The following is a 19,658-nucleotide window of genomic DNA, read 5'->3' as shown; positions in this document are numbered from 1 at the left end:
CCGGTCAGTCGGCCTCGGCCAGCTGCAGCACGGTGTGGACGAGCAGGCGGACGCCGACGGCGATCGCCCGCTCGTCCACGTCGAACGAGGCACGGTGCAGGTCGCTGCTAGCCTCGGCGCGGCCGACGCCGAGGCGGGCCAGCGCACCCGGCACGTACTCCAGGTACCAGGAGAAGTCCTCGCCGCCCATGCTCTGCGGGGTGTCGGCGACCGCGGCGGGGCCGAGGGCCGCTGCGGTGGCGGCGGTGAGTACGCCGATCGCGGCGGCGTCGTTGATCACCGGTGGTCGACCGCGCAGGTACTCGATGTCGACCGTCGCGCCGGTCGGGGCGACCACTTCCCGGATGATCTGGGTGACGATGTCCGGTGCGGCGTCCCAGGTCGGCCGGTCGAGCACCCGTAGGGTGCCGGCGGCGCTGGCCTCGTTGGGGATCACGTTGTACTGGGTGCCGGCGGACGCCTGACCGAAGACCAGCAGCAGGCCGGCGTTGGCCGGCACCCGCCGGTTGACCAGCGCGGGCACCTCGGTGACCAGCCGACCAAGGGCGTTGACCAGGTCGACGGTCAGGTGCGGGCGGGCGGTGTGACCGCCCGGGCCGGTCAGCCGCACGCTGATGTTGTCCGCCGCCGCGGTGATCGGGCCGACCCGCAGCCCGACCCGGCCGACCGGCAGGTTCGGGTCGCAGTGCAGCGCGAAGATCTGGGTGACGTCCTCCAGCCCGCCGGCGGCGATGACCTCCAGCGAGCCGCAGGGCAGGATCTCCTCCGCCGGTTGGAAGATCAACCGGACCCGCTGGCCCAGCTCGCCGCGGTCGGCGAGCTGGGCGAGCAGCATCGCCACGCCGAGCAGTACGGTCGTGTGCACGTCGTGCCCGCAGGCGTGGCAGGCGCCCGGCACGGTCGACCGGTACGGCACGTCCTTGACGTCGGCCAGCGGCAGCGCGTCGATGTCGGCACGCAGTGCGACCACCGGGCCGTCGGCGGGGCCGGCGTCGATGTCGCAGATGACGCCGTTGCCCTTGGGTAGCAGCCGGGCGGTGAGCCCCATCCTGGTGAGCTGGTTGGCGATGAACGCGGCGGTCTCGAACTCGTGGCCGGACAGCTCCGGGTGGGCGTGCAGGTGCCGCCGGATCGCGGTCAACTGCCGCCCGCGGACATCGAGCAACTGGTCCAGCCCGGCCGGCAGGGGTTGGGCACCTGGCAGTGGATCGGGCCAGGACGACGCCATCTCGCTGCCGGTGGGCAACGTCAACGCACTCGTCACGTCAGATCCTCGATCACTGTGGATGGGATGGGACTCCGACAGCCTAGACCGGAGACGGTAACGCTGCGCAACGTCATTCGGGTAGTGACCGCATCGCGTATTGTCATGGAATGCCTGGTAGAGGCGGTCGGACCGCTGCGGTCCGCCCCGAATGTCACCATCGTAGGCAGCCACGGGTCCCACACCTCCTACACCGAGTAACGAGCCACGCAGCGACCCGGCTGCCGGTTCGACCGAAAACTGACAGATATCTGACTGTCGCGACATCCCCCGGTCCGGGCATGCCGTCTGATAACGACACCGTGACGGGTTGCGCACCTAGAGTCCGATATGATGTACATTGAGCTACCACACGACGACACAGAGTCGACTTCTCACCAACCTCGGCGCGTAGCTTTCGTTCCGCCGAGCGACCCAGCAAGATAGAGGGGTTGGTTCCCCGGCCCCTCAATTTCTCTCGGCGGCATTTCCTGTGACTCAGATTCCGACGTGGAGTGGCGGACCAGTCAGCTCTACCAGCGCACGGGCGGCACCCGGCACCACCATCGGTGGCCGGTACTCGCTGCGTGCCGCGGTCGGGCACGGTGGCATGGGCACCGTCTGGCGCGCCACCGACACCCTGCTCCGACGCGACGTGGCGGTCAAGGAGGTCGTCCTCCCTCCAGGGCTGGCCCCCAGCGACCGCGACGCGATGTACGAACGCACCCTGCGGGAGGCCCGCGCGGCGGCCGCACTGCAGCACCCGGCCGTGGTCCAGGTCTACGACGTGGTCACCGAGGGTGGCCGACCGTGGATCGTGATGGAGCTGCTGGACGCCCGCAGCCTGGCCGACATGGTGATCGAGGACGGCCCGGTCGCCCAGCGCGCGGTCGCCAAGATCGGCATCGCGCTGCTCGGCGCGTTGGAGGTCGCCCACGCCATCGGCGTCCTGCACCGCGACGTCAAGCCGGCGAACGTGCTGATCTGCACCGACGGTCGCTGCGTACTCACCGACTTCGGTGTCGCCCGGATGCCCACCGATGTCCAGCTCACCACGCCCGGGATGGTGCTCGGCTCGCCGCACTTCATCTCCCCGGAGCGGGCCATGGGCCAGGACTTCGGGCCGCCGAGTGATTTGTTCTCCCTCGGCGTCACCCTCTACACGGCCGTCGAAGGACGCCCGCCCTTCGACAAGGGCGACCCGATCGAGACCATGCACGCCGTCGTTGAGGATCCGCCCGCCGTCCCAGTCCGGTCCGGCCCGCTCACCGAGGTGCTCTTCGGCCTGCTGGAGAAGGACCCGGCCCGACGCTTCGACGTGCCGACCGCCCGGAGCATGCTGCGCGAGCTGCTTGCCGGGCCGCTGGCCAGCAAGGCCCCGGCCAACCTGGTCACCGACCCGTACGCGGTGGTCTCGGTGCAGCGGCCGCCCAGCTGGCAGCAACAGGCTCCACCAGCACCGCCGGCGCAGCCCCAGCCGAGTGGCAAGATCGGCGGCCGGGCGATGATCGGCCCGGACGAGTCGCTCACCGACCGCCTCGCCGAGCTGCGCAAGGCCGGCCGGCAGATGCCGAGCGCGGCGCAGTGGTCCGCCGCTGGGCTGGACAACGCCAACCCGACCTCGCCAGCGGCCGGGGCGACCGCCGCGATGCCGATCAGCCAGACCGGCGTACCCGGTCCGCGTGGGCAGCAGCCGGGTCGACACGGCCACGGCCAGCAGGGCGACAACGGCCGGCAGAGCGGCCAGGGCGGTGCGCTACTCAGCCCGACCGGGGCGATGCCGGCGCCGAGCTGGGGCGACGGGCCGCCGGGCTGGGATCAACCACCGGCCGGTCGGCCGGCACCGGGAGGCGCCACCACCGCCGGAGCGATGCTGGACAAGGCGATAGCCGGGCTCCGGCAGGGTACCGGCAGCGCCGTCGAGAAGGTGAAGAGCTGGGACCGGAAGGTGCAGATCGGCGCGGCGGCCGGTGCCACGCTGCTGATCCTGCTGCTGTCCGTGACGCTGTTTAGTGGCGACGACGACGCGCCGCAGACCCCGTCTATCGTTGCGCCTGTCAACACTGAACCGCCAGGCCCATCATTCGAGACGCAAATCTACGTTGAGCGCGGCATTTCGGTTGCGGTACCCGACGGCTGGGCCAGGACAGAAGCTGGGGTCTGGGTCGATTACACCGACCCAGAGGAGAGTGGGCGTCGCGTTCGGCTCCTTGTCGAGAACGCAGGTCCCTCCACTCAGCCGTTGTCTTTCCTCAGAGCCGCAGGCGACCGGTTGTCGAACAATCGCGGCAGTTGCCAGGAGCCGTATCAGGAGGTCAGACTGGATGAGTCCACGATTGCAGACCAGCCATCAGCTGAACTGGAGTACACCTGCGGCGAGGGACAGGAACGACGACACGGAATCTGGCACGCCGTGGTCGCCAACGGAAAGGCGTACTCGTTCTTCCTGACCACTCCAGACGCCCAGTTCGAGGAAAGTAAGCCGATCTTCGAAGAAATGGTACGAACTTTCTCTTTGACGAACAGCTAAAGCATGGACCTCCTGCCCGAGGACCGGCACCCCTTCCCCAGGGCGTACCGGTCCTCGGGCAGCGCAATTTACAAGAGCTCCACCTGACCACTCACCAGGCAGTCTCCAGAGTTCCGCAAGCAGTAGGCGCTTGACGTCGGCGACGAGGTCGAATGCAGAAGACGACCTGCCCCTGATCGTGGTAGTTGCATGCCGGGATACCACCGCCCCTGGGCAACGGCAGTTCGCAAGGGCACGCTGGGACACAAAGTCGCCCGACACGGTCATCCAACACCAACTCGCAGCGATCAGCATCCGGGAAGCCCTGAAACCTGCAACTCTTCGAGACTTGACAAAACTCCCTACTAAGATGATCCCGCTGGCGACACCAGACGAGGAAGTGCCATCAAGAAGACAGGACAGCACGCCAGAAATTTGACCACGATAAATATCCAGTATTATCAACAACTACTCAAGTATCATGCCGGATACACTAGCTCGGAAGTGGTTCATGTCACAGCCCGCAACCTCGCCAATTGACGGCAGCTCATCCGACTACGACGATCCAGGTCTCCAGACTCTGCGTATCCGGGTGGCGGCCTGGCTCGACGACGAGCCGGACCCGGCCGCCCGCGCCGAACTGCAGACGCTGCTGGACCAGCTGCCGGGCAGCACCGCCGAGCTGGCCGACCGGTTCGCCGGGCCGTTGACGTTCGGCACCGCCGGGCTGCGCGGCCCGCTGCGGGCCGGCCCGAACGGCATGAACCTGCAGGTCGTCACCAGGGCCGCCGCCGGGCTGGTGAGCTGGTTGACCGAGCAGGGCGGCACCGGACCGGTGGTGATCGGCTACGACGCGCGGCACGGGTCACGGGCCTTCGCGGTGCGCACCGCCGAGGTCGTCACCGCTGCCGGGCGGGACGCCTACCTGCTGCCCCGCCCGTTGCCCACCCCGGTGCTGGCGTACGCGATCCGCGCGCTCGACGCGGTGGCGGCGGTGATGGTCACCGCCAGCCACAACCCGCCACAGGACAACGGCTACAAGGTCTACCTCGGTGCCCAGCTCGGCGGACCGGCCGGTGCCGGCGCACAGATCGCGCCGCCCGCCGACCAACAAATCGAGGCGGCGATCCGGGCGGTCGGAAAGCTGGTCGACGTGCCGCTCGGCAGCCCCGGCAAGACGCTGGACGACGAGATCGTCGCCGGCTACCTGCGGACCGCCGTGGCGGTGGTGGACCCGGCCACCCCCCGGGCGCTGACCGTGGCGTACACGCCGCTGCACGGGGTCGGCGGGGCGGTGCTGCGGGAGGCGTTCGTCGGTGCCGGATTCCCGGCACCGCTGGTCGTCGCCGAGCAGGCCGAGCCGGATCCGCAGTTCCCCACCGTGGCGTTTCCCAACCCGGAGGAGCCGGGCGCGATGGACCGGGTCGTCGCGCTGGCCCGGGCACACGAAGCCGACCTGGCGATCGCCAACGACCCGGACGCCGACCGGTGTGCGGTCGCGGTGCCGCACGGCGGCGACGGGTGGCGGATGCTGCGCGGCGACGAGCTGGGGGTGCTGCTCGCCGATCAGCTGATCCGGCGGGGCCGGCACGGCCGCTACGCCACCACCATCGTCTCGTCGTCGCTGCTCGGCGCGCTGTGCACGGCGCGCGGCGAGCCGTACGCCGAGACCCTCACCGGCTTCAAGTGGATCGTCCGGGCCGGCAGCGACCTCGCGGACACCGCCGAGGTGCCGCTGGTCTACGGCTACGAGGAGGCACTCGGCTACTGTGTGGCGCCCGACCAGGTACGCGACAAGGACGGCATCACCGCCGCGCTGCTGCTCGCCGAGCTGGCCGCCGAGCTCAAGGCGGCCGGTCGGAGCCTGGCCGACCGGCTCGACGAACTGGCCTGCGAGTTCGGGGTGTACCAGACCGACCAGCTCGCCGTGCGGGTCGACGAGCTGAGTGAGATCGCCGCCGCGATGGCGTACCTGCGGGCGAACCTGCCGACGACGCTGCTCGGCGAGCCGGTCACCGCGACGCAGGATCTGCTGCCCGACGCCGACGTGGTGATCCTGCGTACCGGCACGGCCCGGGTCGTGGTCCGTCCTTCCGGGACGGAGCCGAAGCTGAAGGCGTACCTGGAGGTGGTCCAGCCGGTACGCGACGGCGACCCGGCCGCGGCCCGCGAACGGGCCGACCGGGCGTTGGCACGGCTGCGGACGGAGACATCGGCCGCCCTCAACATCAAATAATGTCCGGTTAGCCCTTTAGGCGCGACCAATTCATATTGCTGCTCGTTTAGCTGGTTATGCTGGCTAGCCGCTGCTTCGCCTACCTGACCGCCGCGACGCACCGGCGGTACGCGCTGCTTCCCTTCCACCGGCAGACCGCCCTGTTCCGGCTGGCCCGGCGGCCCGGCCAGGTCGCCCGATGCTGGCTGGCCCGACGCCTGCGGCCGGCCAGACCAACCGCCGCCGGGCTCCCCCGGCGATGGTCCGTACTGGACGGGCGCCCCGTCCTGGCCGTCGTCGACGATACGATCAGCCCGCTCAACGCCCACCGGCGCAACCTGCGCCTCGTCACCGACGCACTGGCCCGGGCCGGGGTGGACCACTTCGTCATCCCGGCCGCATCCGGGCTCCGCAGCCGGGTCGGGGTGCCGGCCGGCGAGCGTACCGCCGCGCTGCGGGCGCTCGGCCGCGTCGGCGGCCTGGCCGTGGCGCGCGTCGGCCACCGGCACCGGCGGCTGCCGGCCCGGCCCGGCTGGCGACTGCGCCGAAGCCCGGTGATCCGGGTCTTCCAGCCGGTGACCAGCGTCGACGGCGAGCTGACATACGGCGGGCAGGCCGCCTGCGAGATCGAGTTCTGGGCGGTCGACGGTGACCGGCTGCACGCGCCCCGCAGCAACGACGTCACCGCTGTGGTCCCGGCCCGGTCGGCCCCGGTACGGCTGACCGAGGCAGAGGCCTGCTGCTTCGCGCCGGAGGACCGGATCGCCCGGCACCTCACTCGTACCCCGTTCACCCGTCGGCCGGCGACCTGGCCCGACTTCCCGGTCGACCTGGTCTGCTGCTGGACCGACCCGACCGACCCGCGGTGGCGGTCCCGCCGGCAGCGGGCCATAGCCCGCACCGCCGGGCCGGTGCCACGAGCCCGGCGCGCCGACCGGCACCGCCGCAGCGGCGGTGCCCGCCCGACGGGCCACGCCGGCGACGGATGGGTCGGCTGGGACGGCACCGAAGAACTGCGTCACCTGCTCCGCTCGGTGCACCTGCACGCGCCCTGGATCCGGCGGATCTTCCTGATCACCGCAGACCAGGTGCCGGGCTGGCTCGACGTGGACGATCCACGGTTGACCATGGTCGACCACCGCGACCTGCTCGGTGGCCACACCGTGCTGCCCACCTTCAACCCGTACGCCGTCGAATCCGCGGTGCACGAAATCGACGGCCTGGCGGAACGGTTCCTCTACCTGCCCGGCAACGTCTTTCTCGGCCGGCCGATCGACCGGACCACGTTCTTCGAGGCCAACGGGATCCCGAAGGTGCTGCTCGACCGGCCGCCCGGGCCGGGCCGGGGAGCCAGCCAACCGGCCGGCTCAGGAGACACCCCGGCGGTGGCCGCCGCGCGGCGTGTCTTCGCCGACCAGTTCGACCGCCTCGTCGACCCGGGCGCCCCGCTCGGCGTGCCGTTGCCGGTGCGCCGCTCCACACTGGCCGAGATCTGCGCCAGCAGTCCCGAGATGGTCGCCCGGATTCGTGGCCACCAGATCAGGCAACCGGACGACGTGTCACTGATCCGCTCGCTGCACCAGCACTGGTCGTACCTGCGGGGCACCGCGATCCCCGGGTCGCTGCGCCTGCACCGCGTCGACCCGGCCGCCCCCGAGGCCGCGCCGCGGCTACACCGACTACTCGACCGGCGTGACGTGGACACGTTCGGGCTGGACACCGAACTCACCGACGCGGTCGACTCCGTCGCCCGCCGGCTACGGGTCGAGTTCCTCAACCGCTACTTCCCGACCCCGTCACCGTTCGAGGTCGACGCGGAGACCGCAGCGGCCCGCGCTCCGTTCACCGCGACCGAGCTGGCGCAGCGCCTGCTGCGCCCGCCGGTCGGTCGGTTCCCGGCCGGACCGCAGCTACAGCTGGCCGACGCGCCGCGGCAGGCCCGCCACCGCGACACCGGGTATCCCGCACAGCCGGGCCCGCTGTCGGCGGCCGACCCGGTCCCGGTCACCGAGGTGCTGGTGGGACACCGCTGCGGCTGACCGGCCACCGGGTACCTATGGTGACCAGGTGCAGGCGATCATCGCGACCCTAGGCTACGTACTCTCCCCCGACGGACATCAGGTGCTGATGCTGCGCCGCGACACCCGGCCGGACGACATCCACTACGGCTACTACAACGGGTTGGGCGGCAAGCTGGAGCCGGGCGAAGATGTCATCGCCGGCATGCGCCGGGAGATCCGGGAGGAGGCCGGGTTGGAGTGCGGGCGGGTCGAGCTGGCCGGGACCATCTCCTGGCCAGGCTTCGGCCGGCACAGCGAGAACTGGTTCGGGTTCCTGTTCCGGGTGCCGACCTGGTCCGGCGAGCCCCGGCCAGACTGCCCGGAAGGCACCCTGGTCTGGACCGACCTGGCCGACGTCCTCGCCGGCCGGGTGCCGATGTGGCCCAGCGACCGGCACTTCCTGCCGCTGGTCTTCGCCGAGCAGCCGACCGTCTTCCACGGCGTGATGCCGTTCACCGACGGCGTGGCGACCAGCTGGAGCTGGACCGCCGCCAGCTGACCGGTACCGTCAGAAGCGCGGCATCCCGCCGAACTGGCGGTCACCGGCGTCACCGAGCCCCGGCACGATGAACATCTTTTCGTTGAGCCGTTCGTCGATCGACGCGGTCACCAGTCGCAACGGCAGCCCGGAGCGGTCCAGCCGGTCGATTCCGGCCGGCGCGGCGAGCACGCACAGCACGGTGATCTCGGTGGCGCCCCGGTCGGCGAGCAGCCGGCAGCAGTGCTCCAGCGAGCCGCCGGTGGCCAGCATCGGGTCGAGCACCAGCACCGGGATGCCGGCCAGGTCGACCGGCAGCGACTCCAGATAGGCCCGGGGCTCGTAGGTTTCCTCGTCGCGGGCCAGCCCGACGAAGCCCATCGACGACTCCGGCAGCAGCGCCAACGCCGAGTCGGCCATCCCGAGCCCGGCGCGCAGCACCGGCACCAGCAGCGGCGGGTTGGCCAGCCGGGTCCCGTCGGTCGGTGCCACCGGGGTGGTCACCGGGAAGGACTCCACCGGGAAGGATCGGGCCGCCTCGTACACCAGCATGGTGGTGAGTTCGTGCAGCGCGGCGCGGAACGCCGCCGAGTCGGTCCGGGCGTCGCGCATCGCGGTCAGCCGGGACTGGGCGAGAGGGTGATCAACGACGAGTACGTCCACGGTCGTTGAACCTACTCGCCAGCCCGGCGGCCGACGCATACACCTCACGGATCGCCTCGGCGTAGCGGGCCGGGGTGTGTTCGGCGCAGCGGGCGGCCGCCGCGGCCGCCCGCCGGCGGGCCGTGTCCGGGTCGAGCAGCAGCCGCAGCACCCCGCTGGCCAGCGCACCCGGCTGCGGCTGGGTGCGCAGCGCGGCACCGGCAAGCGCGCCGTGCGCGTGCAACGCCCGGTCGACCAGTACCACCGGCACCCCGGCCAGGCCGGCTTCCTGCAGGACCAATGCCTGGGTGTCGGTCTGCGAGGCGAACGCGAACACCTCGGCGGCCCCGTACGCCGCAGCCACCACGTCCGGGCCCTGCTGACCGGTGAGAGTGATCCGGGCGGCCACCCGAGGGTCGATGGTCCGCAGCAGCGCGGCCAGCCAGCGCGGCTCGTACAGGGCACCGACCAGCACCAGCCGGGCGGTCGGGCAGCCGACCAGCACCCGCTCGAACGCGGTGATCAGCAGGTCGATGCCCTTTTCCCGGTTGATCCGACCCACGTAGAGGACCACCCGGTCGCTGGGCGTGATGCCGTGGCCGTACCGGAAGGCGTTGATTTCGTCGGCGGTGGTGCGGCGGGCCGCGACCCCGGTCGGCACCAGGTGCACCCGGTTGGCGGGCACTGGAAGGTGGATCCGGTCCAGCACCGCCCGGGTCGGCACCACCACCGCGTCGGCGCCGCCGAGCAGCAGGGTGTTGGTGGCGTCCATCGCGGCCCGGCGACGGGCGACCGCACCGCTGGCCATCGGCCGATGGTCGCGGGCGTGGCCGGCCGGTGCCGCCGCCGGGCGGGGCACGCCGAGCCGGCGGGCGTACAGCCGGACGCCGGCGCTGAGCGCACGGGCCGGCACCCGGTACGCGTCGGCGTACGCGTGCAGGTCGGTGTGGTAGGTCTGGACCAGCGGCAGACCGAGCCGGCGGGCGGTGAGGACGCCGAGCAGCCCGACCGGTCCGGGGGTGTGCACGTGCACCACGTCCGGGGCGTGGGCGGCGATCTCGGCGATGGTGCCGGTGGCGGCGGCGCCGCGCAGCAGCCACGGCGACAACCGCAGGTCGGCGACTCCGCAGGGCAGCGCACGTAGCCGCAGCACGTCCGCCTCGGTCGGCTGGTCCGGATGCCGGGGCACCACGATCAGGCCGGGATGCCCGGCGGCGGCCGACGCCGCCGCGAGAGTCCGCAGCGAGGTGACCACCCCGTCGCGGCGGGGCAGGTACGTGTCGGTGAAGTGCACTGCTCGCACGTCAGGCACGGTGGGTCACCGGGGCCAACATGATGTAACGGTAGGCCAACGGCGCCGTTAAGTCTGCTCGTCCGATCGACCGACGGCCAAGATCGTGAACCCGCTGGCGACGTAGACTCGCGGGCATGACAGGACTCGCGGCATGACAGCGGTGAACACCCCGGCACCCGCGCGCCACGATCTAACCGAGGTGGGGCGGAACGCGGCAACCCTGCGTAGCTTCCTGCACGGGCTGCCCGGTGTCGACGAGGTCGGGGCGCGGCAGCGGGCCGCGACGCTCGGCACCCGGTCGATCAAGACGACCGCCAAGGCGTGGGCGATCGACCTGGCCGTCCGGATGGTCGATCTGACGACTCTGGAGGGCGCCGACACGCCAGGCAAGGTACGCGCGTTGTGCGCCAAGGCCCGCCGCCCCGACCCGACCGACCCCGGTTGCCCGCCGGTCGCCGCCGTCTGCGTCTACCCGTCGATGGTGCCGACCGCCGCCGCGGCGCTCACCGGTTCCGGCGTGCACCTGGCCAGCGTGGCCACCGCCTTCCCGTCCGGGCAGGCGCCGCTGGAGGTGAAGCTGGCCGACACCCGGGCGGCGGTCGCCGCCGGCGCCGACGAGATCGACATGGTGATCAACCGGGGGGCGTTCCTCGCCGGCCGCTACGAGCAGGTGTACGCCGAGATCCTCGCGGTCAAGCAGGCCTGCGGCGACGCCCATCTCAAGGTCATCCTGGAGACCGGGGAGCTGGCCACCTACGACAACGTGCGCCGCGCCTCCTGGCTGGCGATGCTGGCCGGCGGCGACTTCATCAAGACCTCCACCGGCAAGGTGCCGGTCGCCGCGACCCTGCCCGTCACCCTGATCATGCTGGAGGCGGTCCGGGACTTCTACGCCGCCACCGGGCGCCGGATCGGCGTCAAACCGGCCGGCGGCATCCGCACCACCAAGGACGCGATCAAGTACCTGGTGCTGGTCAACGAGACCGCCGGCGACGAGTGGCTCACCCCCGACCTGTTCCGGTTCGGCGCTTCCACCCTGCTCAACGACCTGCTGATGCAGCGGTCGAAGCTGCACACCGGGGTCTACTCCGGTCCCGACTACGTCACCCTGGACTGATCAGCGTGTTCGACTACGCACCGGCACCCGAGTCCCGCTCGGTCGTCACCATCCGCGACTCGTACGGCCTGTTCATCGACGGCGAGTTCGTCGACCCGACCGACGGCGGGGCCCGCAAGACCGTCAACCCGGCCACCGAGGAGGTCCTCGCCGAAGTCGCCGAGGCCGGCCCCGGCGACGTGGACCGGGCGGTGGCCGCCGCGCGGTCCGCGTACCAGCGGGTCTGGGGTCCGATGCCCGGCCGCGACCGGGCCAAGTACCTGTTCCGGATCGCCCGGGCGCTCGCCGAACGCAGCCGCGAGTTGGCCGTGCTCGAGTCGCTCGACAACGGCAAACCGATCCGCGAGTCCCGCGACGTCGACCTGCCGTTGGCGTCGGCGCACTTCTTCTACTACGCCGGCTGGGCCGACAAGCTGCCGTACTCCGGTTTCGGCCCGGACCCGCGCCCGCTCGGCGTCGCCGGGCAGGTCATCCCGTGGAACTTCCCGCTGCTGATGCTGGCCTGGAAGATCGCCCCTGCGCTGGCCGCCGGCAACACGGTCGTGCTCAAACCGGCCGAGACGACCCCGCTGACCGCGCTGCTGTTCGCCGAGATCTGCCAACAGGCCGACCTGCCGCCGGGCGTGGTCAACATCGTCACCGGTGCCGGCGCCACCGGGCAGGCCGTCGTCGCCCACCCGGATGTCGACAAAATCGCCTTCACCGGCTCCACCGAGGTCGGTCGGCAGATCGCCCGCGCGGTCGCCGGCAGCCGCAAGAAGCTCACCCTGGAGCTGGGCGGCAAGGCCGCCAACATCGTCTTCGACGACGCCCCGATCGACCAGGCCGTCGAAGGCATCGTCAACGGCATCTTCTTCAACCAGGGCCACGTCTGCTGCGCCGGTTCCCGGCTACTGGTCCAGGAGTCGATCGCCGAGCCGCTACTGGAGTCGCTGAAGCGGCGGATGGCCCGGCTGCGCGTCGGCGACCCGCTGGACAAGAACACCGACGTCGGGGCGATCAACTCGGCCGCCCAGCTGGACCGGATCCGTACCCTGGCGGCCGCCGGCACCGACGAGGGCGCGCAGGCCTGGTCGCCGCCGTGTGACCTGCCGCAGCAGGGCTTCTGGTTCGCGCCGACCCTGTTCACCGGGGTCAGCCAGGCGCACCGGATCGCCCGCGAGGAGATCTTCGGCCCGGTGCTGTCCGTGCTGACCTTCCGCACCCCGGACGAGGCCATCGCCAAGGCCAACAACACACCGTACGGGCTGTCCGCCGGCATCTGGTCGGAGAAGGGTTCCCGGATCCTGTGGGCCGCCGACCGGCTGCGCGCCGGGGTGGTGTGGGCGAACACGTTCAACAAGTTCGACCCGACGTCGCCGTTCGGCGGCTACCAGGAGTCGGGCTACGGCCGCGAAGGCGGCCGGCACGGGCTGGAGGCGTACCTCGATGTCTGACAGTAGCGGCATCACTACCCGGGTGGCCGTACGCAAGACGTACAAGCTGTTCATCGGCGGGAAGTTTCCGCGCAGCGAGTCGGGACGGACGTACCAGGTGCAGGACTCCAACGTGGCGCTCGCCTCCCGCAAGGACCTCCGCGACGCCGTCGTCGCCGCCCGGGCGGCGGTTAAAGGCTGGTCGGGCGCAACCGCGTACAACCGGGGTCAGATCCTCTACCGGGTCGCCGAGATGCTGGAGGGCCGACGCGAGCAGTTCGTCGCGCTCGGCGAGCCGGCCGCCGAGGTCGACGCGGCGATCGACCGCTGGGTCTGGTACGCCGGCTGGTCCGACAAGCTCCCCCAGGTGTACGGCGGCGTCAACCCGGTCGCCGGCCCGTACTTCAACCTGTCGACACCGGAGCCGACCGGAGTGGTCGGGGTCGTCGCGCCGGCCGAGCCGTCGCTGCTCGGCCTGGTCAGCGTCGTCGCCCCGGTGATCGTCAGCGGCAACACGGCGGTGGCGCTGGCCTCGCCGACCCGCCCGCTGGCGGCGGTCACCCTGGCCGAGGTGCTGGCCACCAGTGACCTGCCCGCCGGAGTGGTCAACGTGCTGACCGGCAGGATCGCCGAGACGGCGCCGTGGTTGGCGTCGCATCTGGACGTCGACGCGCTCGACCTGACCGGGGTGGCCGATCCGCAGTTGGCCGTCGAGTTGGAGCAGGCCGCCGCCGGCAACCTCAAGCGGGTGCTGCGCCCGGCCGTCGGGTCGGTCGACTGGCTGGCCGACCCGGGCACCCGACGGATGACCACCTTCCTGGAGACCAAGACCGTCTGGCATCCCAAGGGCAGCTGACCGGGCCGGCCGGCACCGGCTCGGTCGGATCCATCGGCTGGTACGTCTCAGGAGCCGCAGGCTGCATCATGCTGTTGCCTTGCCCGATTCCGCCCATCGGTAATCGCCCTGCCTGGGGCGGACTGTCGGGCCGGTTGCGCGCCCTTGTCGCGTCGGCCGCCCCGCCCGGGCTCGAAGCTCCGCTCGATCGAGCGGAGCTTCGACCGGTCAGCAGAGGCTCAGAGGCAGGTCACTCCAGGGCGAAGGTGCCGGTCGCGATCTCGCCGACCGGTTCGTAGGTGCTCAGCACCACGCCGGTGGTGGAGACCGAGTTGGCGACCAGCTTCAGCGCGGTAGGCGCGATGCCGTCGCCGAACAGCCGCTTGCCGCCCCCGACCAGCACCGGGAAGGTCCAGGTCCGGAACTGGTCGACCAGTCCGTGCCGCAGCAGGGTCTGCAGGAGATCGCTGCTGCCGTGCACCTGCAGTTCGGGGCCGTCGGCGCGCTTGAGCGCGGCGACACCCTCAGCCGCGTCGCCGTCGATCAGCACCGAGTTGCGCCAGCTCAACGTCGGCCGACTGCGGGAGGCCACGTACTTGGTCGCGTCGTTGAGCGGCTTGGCCTCCTCCTCCGGGGCGTTCGGCCAGTGAGCGGCGAAGATGTCGTACGTACGCCGGCCGAGCACCAGGTCGAACGGGACGCCCATAGTCTGGCCCATGGCCTGGCCCATCAGCTCGTCCCAGTAGTTCACCGACCAGCCGCCGTGGGCGAAGTCGCCGGTCTCGTCCTCACCCGGTCCGCCGGGGGCCTGCATGACCCCGTCTAGGGTGAGGAATGTGTTGACGATCAATTTGCGCATCTGGTGACAGCCTTTCGGATAGCTAGTTGCGGTCAGGAGATTGGCAGCTGGTCCAGCCACTGCTGCCAGGACGGCTCGGTGTCGACCGGTTCGGCGACGCTGTCGAAGATGTGGTGGCTGAGGAACAGCACGTTGTCCCGCTCCGGGCCGGAGTGGATGAAGCGGTAGAGCCCGCCGGCGGTGCGTACGCCGAGGAAAGCCGACGGCGTACTGAGGTCGACGACGCCGTCGATCGGCGCGGCGCCGGGCACGGTGAGCCGCACCGGCGCGCCCTCGGCTATCGGGTGGGTCACGCCGAGGGCCGCGGCGACCGCCGGCCAGATCTGCTCCGGGTCGCCGGCACCCGGTCGGACGACCGTGACCGGGGTCGCGGTCCGCCCCGGGAAGTGCCGCAGGTACGCGGCGAGCGTGCGCAGGTAGAGGTCCCAACCGACCTTCATCGCCTCGTACTCGGTCTCCCAGTTGTCGCCGAGCACGCCGCTCTGCACCATGCGCAGCACCGTGCTGCCATGGTCGCGGCCTTCGATGAGGTACTCGATCGCCATGAAGGATCCGTCGTCCGCAGTCGGGGTCCGGTCGGCGAAGCGCTTGCCCGGCTCCCAGCCGACGATGGTCGCCTCGTCGGTGTGCCCGGCGAGGGTGAGTCGCGTGGTGCCGCCCTCGCGTGGCTCGATCTCGCTGCGGCCCATGAACCAGGAGTCGAGTCCGGGGCCGGTGGCGATGGCGTCCCAGACCTGCTCCGGCGTTGCCGGCAGCTCGATCTCCTTGCGTACCTCGAACTCGTGTCCCATCGCGGGTCAGCCTTCCTGCGGTTCGTCGGTGCTGGTGCTGGTGCTGGGGTGCAGAGCGACGACCAGCCGGTGCGGCCGGCCGCCGGGGGTCGTCTCATCGTGGTATCTGCCGACGAGCGCGGTGACCGTGTTGGCCAACTCCTCGGCGAACGCGGCCCGGTCGGCAGCCGAGGCGAAGCGGATCTCGCCGTCGATCGCGAAGGTGGCGACCCGCTTGTCCACCCGGTCCGCGCCGGTGATCAGGGATCCGACGTCGCGGACCAGGCGGGCGGCGACGGCGAGCAGCCAGCGGGCGGAGAGCCGGTCCGGTGCGCGGGCCGGATCCGGTGCGACGGTGGCGAGGGCGGCCGGTGAGATCACGTACGAACCGGCGGTGGCCTGCATGACCCGCTCGGTGACGTTGCCCTTGCGCCGCTGCTCGACGAGCTCGATGAGGCCGTGCTGCTCCAACGCCTTCAGGTGGTAGTTGACCTTCTGCCGGGCCAGCCCGACCCGGCCGGCGAGCATGGTCGCCGAGGCGGGTTCGGCCAGCTCGGCGAGGAGCCGTGCCCGGATCGGGTCGAGTGAGGCCTCGGCGGCGGCCGGGTCTTCGATCACCGCTACGTCCAACATGCCGATCAACATCTCACCGACGATTATTTTTGTCAAGACAGATCTTATGTTCGGGTGGCTGCCGGACGACCTGGCAGCGTTGGGCCCTTCCAGTCCGGCAGGTTGCCGATCCCACCCGGACCGTCGCCGCTGCCGTTGGTCTGCGCCACCGGCCGGCGGCGCTCGCGCTCGTTGAGGTAGCGGTTGATTAGCGCTTCGGCGTGTCCGGCCGGGCCGGCGTCAGGGCCGAGGGCGTGCGCCACAGCGGCCCGCGCCGGTTCGGACAGGTCAGCCCGATCGAGTACGGCGAACAGGTCCCGGTTTCGCTGGGTCGGATCGAGGGTCGGGTCGGTCCAGCGTGCTGAACGGTTGTCGGTCACGGACACCTCCAGGGCAGTGGCGACGTCGTCATCCTGCCCTCAGCATGCGTCCACGTACACAAAAATACAACGTCGCAATGAACTTCCGTTCGAGAGATCTGTAGTACATACTTCGATCGAACTCACGTCGCCCCGCTGCCAGACCCGGATGCACCCGGAGGTGTTCTCGTGGCACAGGTTCCGAGCCCGACGATCCGCGCTCGCCGGTTACGCCGGGAGCTACGTCGGCTCCGCGACTCGGCCGGTCTGACCGCCGAGGAGGTCGCCCGCCGCTTGGGCTGGCACCGCACCAAGGTCATCCGGCTCGAACACGGCCACTCACGGATAACGCTCAAGGACACCGAGCAAATGCTGGGCCTTTACGAGGCGTCCGACGAGGACCGCGAGTCGTTGACCGCGCTCGCCAAGCAGGCCCGGCAGAAGGGCTGGTGGAGCGCGTACGGCGACGTACTGCCCGACGACTACGTCGGCTTCGAGGCGGAGGCCACCGCGATCAGCAGCTTCCAGAGCCTGTACGTGCCGGGACTGTTGCAGACCGAGGAGTACGCCCGCGCCATCATCCACGCCGGCCGCAGCACCGCCGACGCGGACGAGATCGACCGGCGGGTCGCCGCCCGGCTCGCCCGCAAGTCGCTGCTGTCGCGGGACGTGCCGCCGAGACTCTGGATCGTCCTCGACGAGGCGGCGATCCGCCGGGTCGTCGGTGGCCCGAAGGTGATGCGCACTCAGCTCACCCGGCTCATTGATGCCTGCGCCCAGCCGTCGATCGAGCTGCAGATCGTGCCGTTCGGGGCAGGCGCGCACGCCGCCATGGCCGGTCCGTTCACCATCCTCGGCTACGCCGACCCGATCCTCGACCCGCCCATCGTCTACATCGAGAACGATGCGAACACCCTGCTGCTGGAGGAGGACACCCACGTGGCGCGATATAAACTCATGTTCGATCATCTGTGCGCCAAGGCCATGGACCCGGACGAGTCCGGCAGGTTCCTGGCTCGGGCGGCAGAGGAGCTTCCCGACTGACCCCGACCGGCCAGAGGAGACGCGGGATGACCGCACCAGAACTGTCCCACGCTCACTGGCGCAAAAGCAGCCGCAGCAGCGCCAGCGGGTCAGACTGCGTCGAGGTGGCCACGCTGGCCGGCGGCACGATCGGCGTACGCGACTCCAAGGACCCACACGGCCCGGCGCTGCTCTTCCCGGCCGACGCATGGACGGCGTTCCTCACCACGGTGTCCAGCCGCTGACTCGGCCGGTCCGCCTTCCGCTACGACGCCCGTGCCCGCCGACCGCTCGTACGTCTTCCTCGACGTCGACGGAGTGCTGATTCCCTTCGCCGCCCGTGCCACGCACCACCCAGGCAAGGCCCTGTTGCACCGCGTCGACCCGCATCTCGGCCTCACCGACGCCGACTTCTCCACCGTCGGCCAGTGGCTCGCAGTCGACGGCGGCAAAGCCGCGTCGATGTGAGGCTGAGATACCTTACGACCGCGTCGTAAGGTATCTGAGCCTCACATCGCTGGGCAGCGGAACAAGGATGCCGGGAACGTCTCCGTCGGCGCGATCGTGGATCAACACGATCACCGGGTAGGCACGGCTGCAGGCGCTGGCGCTGGCGCTGACCACCCGAACACGAACTCGTCGGCTACTTAGGGTGTAGTCGACAACATCGCCGCGTGCAGGCGATCCTGCTGCAGCTACCGCGTGGCGTTGAACTCGGCGTACGCCGCAGCGTCCTCGCCGGCGAGGGTGGCGTGCCAGGCAGCAGCAGCATCGACGGCGCGCCGATCCAGGTACTCACGGATCGCCCATGCGATCGGAGCGAACCGGTTGCCCCCGGCAACAGCAGCGACCGGTCTCTCGCCGAGGTCATCGTCGGGCGTGATCGGAATGCTCACGGTCATGCCGCCGCCGCTATCAACGACCAAGGCCCGAGCACGGCCACACCGGCTACCGTAGGCGGATGAGCACTCGCCATCTGCCTGCCCAGATCGGTGACCTGCCGCCAATCGGACGACCCGCCAACAGTGCCCTGCTCGCGGCCGGCGTCACCACCCTCGCCCAGGTCGCCACCTACCGCCGCGACGACCTGCTGGCCATGCACGGCATCGGCCCGAAGGCCGTCGGCATCCTGGCCACCGCACTGGCCGAACGCGGCCTCACCTTCGCCGACTGACCAGAGGAGACACCGGATGACCTCGCCTGACGGTGTCGACCTTCCCCACCGCCAGCCCGCACCGGCCCACGTACGCAAGGCGACTCTCGCCGATGTCGATCAGCTGACCGAGGTGCACACGCTGGCCCGCACCGCCTACTACACGGCGGCAGGTGGGCTGGACCCGGCCGACCCGTCGCTGTCGTCGCCCGAGGCGTACGCCGAACGCCGTGCCGCCTGGGCGAACGCGGTCACCTCGCCGCAGCGGTTCACCGTCGCCGCTGTCCTCGATGGCCGGATCGTCGGCTGCGCCGCGATGGGACCCGCCGCCACCGGTCACGTCAACCCGGCCCACATTGGCCAACTGCACCAGATCCACGTGCTCCCCGACTGCTGGAGCCGAGGAATCGGCGGGCTGCTGCACGACGCCTTCGTCACGTACCTGCGGCGGACCGGTCGGTCCGGCGGGGTGCTGGAGGCGTGGGAACGTAACGATCGTGGCCAGCGCTTCTACGCCGCTCGGGGCTGGCAGGCCGACGGCCACAGCCGCCCCGGCCCGGGCGACACCCGATACCGCTATTTTCAGCTCACGCTGTGACGGTTGACGATGAACTCGGCCCAGTACTCCGGCGTCTCGTGGTAGACGATGTCGGAGCCGACGATCCACACCCGTGGTGAACGCTCCCCGGGTTCGGCCTCGGACCACTGCCGGTTGACCACTGCCACCGCCGCGTCCCGCGTCGACCCGTACCGGGAAACCATCAGGTTCGCGATCTCCTCGCAGAAGGCAAGAGCCTCCGCGTCACCGGCGCACGGGAACTCGCCATGCGGACGCAACACCGAATCGTGCACCAGATACTCGTCGTCGAATGTCTCGCCGTCGATCCAGGACCGCACCGGACGAGTACGGAGCCGATCGCCCAGGCCTGCCTCAGTCAGCCCGTACTCGCGCAGGAAACGGTCGAGATCCGGCCGAGGGCCGACCGCCGCCCAAGACGAATCCACCACCGCCCCATCCTCGCCCGGTCGAGCAACCCGGGTCCGCCGGGACATCACACGGCCAGGAGTAACGTG

General features: G+C 70.7%; 21 protein-coding genes. 12 read left to right on the top strand and 9 right to left on the bottom strand.

The window, feature by feature from the left end; translation table 11 throughout:
* Nucleotides 1–4: 4 nt before the first annotated feature.
* Nucleotides 5–1,264: an amidohydrolase gene (locus tag ACFHWU_RS18895; RefSeq protein WP_416555402.1), complete on the bottom strand. Its 1,260-nt coding sequence runs from the start codon at nucleotides 1,262–1,264 to the stop codon at nucleotides 5–7.
* A 472-nt stretch (nucleotides 1,265–1,736) separates the two neighbouring features.
* Between ACFHWU_RS18895 and ACFHWU_RS18890 the strand changes: the two genes are divergently transcribed.
* The 4 genes from ACFHWU_RS18890 (at nucleotide 1,737) to ACFHWU_RS18875 (ending at nucleotide 8,526) form a co-directional block, all read left to right on the top strand.
* Entirely contained in the window at nucleotides 1,737–3,773 is a 2,037-nt protein-coding gene (locus ACFHWU_RS18890; RefSeq protein ID WP_416555400.1) for a protein kinase domain-containing protein, read from the top strand.
* 490 nt (nucleotides 3,774–4,263) lie between these two features.
* On the top strand, nucleotides 4,264–5,988 hold the full coding sequence (locus ACFHWU_RS18885) for a phospho-sugar mutase (protein ID WP_416591151.1): 1,725 nt from the start codon (nucleotides 4,264–4,266) through the stop codon (nucleotides 5,986–5,988).
* A gap of 56 nt (nucleotides 5,989–6,044) precedes the next feature.
* Nucleotides 6,045–8,006 (top strand): hypothetical protein, encoded by a 1,962-nt coding sequence (locus ACFHWU_RS18880; RefSeq protein ID WP_416591150.1) that lies wholly within the window; start codon nucleotides 6,045–6,047, stop codon nucleotides 8,004–8,006.
* A gap of 28 nt (nucleotides 8,007–8,034) precedes the next feature.
* Complete coding sequence (locus tag ACFHWU_RS18875; RefSeq protein WP_416555394.1) at nucleotides 8,035–8,526, top strand: NUDIX hydrolase; 492 nt, start codon at nucleotides 8,035–8,037, stop codon at nucleotides 8,524–8,526.
* Nucleotides 8,527–8,535: 9 nt separating this feature from the next.
* On the opposite strand, the gene upp is transcribed toward ACFHWU_RS18875, so the two are convergent.
* Together upp and ACFHWU_RS18865 are read right to left on the bottom strand one after the other, a co-directional pair.
* The gene (gene upp / locus ACFHWU_RS18870; protein ID WP_282233921.1) at nucleotides 8,536–9,168 is read right to left on the bottom strand and encodes a uracil phosphoribosyltransferase; all 633 of its coding nucleotides are present in this window, start codon (nucleotides 9,166–9,168) and stop codon (nucleotides 8,536–8,538) included.
* Nucleotides 9,149–10,450 (bottom strand): glycosyltransferase, encoded by a 1,302-nt coding sequence (locus ACFHWU_RS18865; protein ID WP_416555392.1) that lies wholly within the window; start codon nucleotides 10,448–10,450, stop codon nucleotides 9,149–9,151. Before ACFHWU_RS18865 ends, upp begins: the two co-directional genes overlap by 20 nt.
* A gap of 142 nt (nucleotides 10,451–10,592) precedes the next feature.
* Between ACFHWU_RS18865 and deoC the strand changes: the two genes are divergently transcribed.
* The 3 genes from deoC to ACFHWU_RS18850 are packed head-to-tail and all read left to right on the top strand — an operon-like array spanning nucleotide 10,593 to nucleotide 13,829.
* Nucleotides 10,593–11,558, top strand: coding sequence for a deoxyribose-phosphate aldolase (deoC, locus tag ACFHWU_RS18860; RefSeq protein ID WP_416555390.1), 966 nt, complete (start codon nucleotides 10,593–10,595; stop codon nucleotides 11,556–11,558).
* A gap of 5 nt (nucleotides 11,559–11,563) precedes the next feature.
* Nucleotides 11,564–12,994 carry an aldehyde dehydrogenase family protein gene (locus ACFHWU_RS18855; protein ID WP_416591149.1) on the top strand — a complete coding sequence of 477 codons (1,431 nt, stop codon included), beginning with the start codon at nucleotides 11,564–11,566 and terminating at the stop codon, nucleotides 12,992–12,994.
* 10 nt (nucleotides 12,995–13,004) lie between these two features.
* A complete protein-coding gene (locus ACFHWU_RS18850; protein ID WP_416591160.1) occupies nucleotides 13,005–13,829 on the top strand; it encodes an aldehyde dehydrogenase family protein in 825 nt (274 codons plus the stop codon).
* Nucleotides 13,830–14,058: 229 nt separating this feature from the next.
* Here ACFHWU_RS18850 and ACFHWU_RS18845 read toward each other — a convergent pair whose 3' ends face one another.
* From ACFHWU_RS18845 to ACFHWU_RS18830, 4 genes are read right to left on the bottom strand one after another with little or no spacing between them, the layout of a single operon-like run.
* A complete protein-coding gene (locus ACFHWU_RS18845) occupies nucleotides 14,059–14,667 on the bottom strand; it encodes a dihydrofolate reductase family protein (protein WP_416568218.1) in 609 nt (202 codons plus the stop codon).
* 32 nt (nucleotides 14,668–14,699) lie between these two features.
* Complete coding sequence (locus tag ACFHWU_RS18840; protein ID WP_416568217.1) at nucleotides 14,700–15,458, bottom strand: SRPBCC family protein; 759 nt, start codon at nucleotides 15,456–15,458, stop codon at nucleotides 14,700–14,702.
* A gap of 6 nt (nucleotides 15,459–15,464) precedes the next feature.
* Entirely contained in the window at nucleotides 15,465–16,082 is a 618-nt protein-coding gene (locus ACFHWU_RS18835; protein ID WP_416568216.1) for an ArsR/SmtB family transcription factor, read from the bottom strand.
* Nucleotides 16,083–16,114: 32 nt separating this feature from the next.
* A complete protein-coding gene (locus ACFHWU_RS18830; RefSeq protein ID WP_416591148.1) occupies nucleotides 16,115–16,429 on the bottom strand; it encodes a hypothetical protein in 315 nt (104 codons plus the stop codon).
* 168 nt (nucleotides 16,430–16,597) lie between these two features.
* Between ACFHWU_RS18830 and ACFHWU_RS18825 the strand changes: the two genes are divergently transcribed.
* Genes ACFHWU_RS18825 through ACFHWU_RS18815 form a run of 3 tightly spaced genes read left to right on the top strand, consistent with a single transcriptional unit; the run spans nucleotide 16,598 to nucleotide 17,899 of the window.
* On the top strand, nucleotides 16,598–17,452 hold the full coding sequence (locus tag ACFHWU_RS18825; protein WP_416568214.1) for a helix-turn-helix domain-containing protein: 855 nt from the start codon (nucleotides 16,598–16,600) through the stop codon (nucleotides 17,450–17,452).
* A gap of 26 nt (nucleotides 17,453–17,478) precedes the next feature.
* Nucleotides 17,479–17,676, top strand: coding sequence for a DUF397 domain-containing protein (locus ACFHWU_RS18820; protein WP_416568213.1), 198 nt, complete (start codon nucleotides 17,479–17,481; stop codon nucleotides 17,674–17,676).
* A gap of 31 nt (nucleotides 17,677–17,707) precedes the next feature.
* Complete coding sequence (locus ACFHWU_RS18815) at nucleotides 17,708–17,899, top strand: hypothetical protein (RefSeq protein WP_416568212.1); 192 nt, start codon at nucleotides 17,708–17,710, stop codon at nucleotides 17,897–17,899.
* A 227-nt stretch (nucleotides 17,900–18,126) separates the two neighbouring features.
* Here the strand turns inward: ACFHWU_RS18815 and ACFHWU_RS18810 are convergent, their stop codons facing one another.
* The gene (locus ACFHWU_RS18810) at nucleotides 18,127–18,333 is read right to left on the bottom strand and encodes a hypothetical protein (protein WP_416555380.1); all 207 of its coding nucleotides are present in this window, start codon (nucleotides 18,331–18,333) and stop codon (nucleotides 18,127–18,129) included.
* A 59-nt stretch (nucleotides 18,334–18,392) separates the two neighbouring features.
* On the opposite strand from ACFHWU_RS18810, the gene ACFHWU_RS18805 reads away from it, so the two are divergent.
* Nucleotides 18,393–18,605, top strand: coding sequence for a DNA-binding protein (locus ACFHWU_RS18805; protein ID WP_282233911.1), 213 nt, complete (start codon nucleotides 18,393–18,395; stop codon nucleotides 18,603–18,605).
* 16 nt (nucleotides 18,606–18,621) lie between these two features.
* A complete protein-coding gene (locus tag ACFHWU_RS18800; RefSeq protein WP_416555378.1) occupies nucleotides 18,622–19,182 on the top strand; it encodes a GNAT family N-acetyltransferase in 561 nt (186 codons plus the stop codon).
* On the opposite strand, the gene ACFHWU_RS18795 is transcribed toward ACFHWU_RS18800, so the two are convergent.
* Nucleotides 19,167–19,592, bottom strand: a complete 426-nt coding sequence (locus ACFHWU_RS18795) for a hypothetical protein (RefSeq protein ID WP_416555376.1) — start codon at nucleotides 19,590–19,592, stop codon at nucleotides 19,167–19,169. The genes ACFHWU_RS18800 and ACFHWU_RS18795 overlap by 16 nt on opposite strands.
* Nucleotides 19,593–19,658: the final 66 nt, after the last annotated feature.

The sequence above is a fragment of the Micromonospora sp. LOL_015 genome, from assembly GCF_048060275.1.
Classification (GTDB): domain Bacteria; phylum Actinomycetota; class Actinomycetes; order Mycobacteriales; family Micromonosporaceae; genus Micromonospora_E.
This window is presented reverse-complemented; position numbering and strand designations above follow the sequence as displayed.

Bases quoted from the DNA above. Each gene is read 5' to 3' on its own strand.
- ACFHWU_RS18885 (WP_416591151.1), top strand. From the start codon at position 4,264: ATGTCACAGCCCGCAACCTCGCCAATTGACGGCAGCTCATCCGACTAC.
- ACFHWU_RS18880 (WP_416591150.1), top strand. From the start codon at position 6,045: ATGCTGGCTAGCCGCTGCTTCGCCTACCTGACCGCCGCGACGCACCGG.
- deoC (WP_416555390.1), top strand. From the start codon at position 10,593: ATGACAGCGGTGAACACCCCGGCACCCGCGCGCCACGATCTAACCGAG.
- ACFHWU_RS18845 (WP_416568218.1), bottom strand. From the start codon at position 14,667: ATGCGCAAATTGATCGTCAACACATTCCTCACCCTAGACGGGGTCATG.
- ACFHWU_RS18840 (WP_416568217.1), bottom strand. From the start codon at position 15,458: ATGGGACACGAGTTCGAGGTACGCAAGGAGATCGAGCTGCCGGCAACG.
- ACFHWU_RS18835 (WP_416568216.1), bottom strand. From the start codon at position 16,082: ATGTTGATCGGCATGTTGGACGTAGCGGTGATCGAAGACCCGGCCGCC.
- ACFHWU_RS18820 (WP_416568213.1), top strand. From the start codon at position 17,479: ATGACCGCACCAGAACTGTCCCACGCTCACTGGCGCAAAAGCAGCCGC.
- ACFHWU_RS18810 (WP_416555380.1), bottom strand. From the start codon at position 18,333: ATGACCGTGAGCATTCCGATCACGCCCGACGATGACCTCGGCGAGAGA.
- ACFHWU_RS18805 (WP_282233911.1), top strand. From the start codon at position 18,393: ATGAGCACTCGCCATCTGCCTGCCCAGATCGGTGACCTGCCGCCAATC.
- ACFHWU_RS18800 (WP_416555378.1), top strand. From the start codon at position 18,622: ATGACCTCGCCTGACGGTGTCGACCTTCCCCACCGCCAGCCCGCACCG.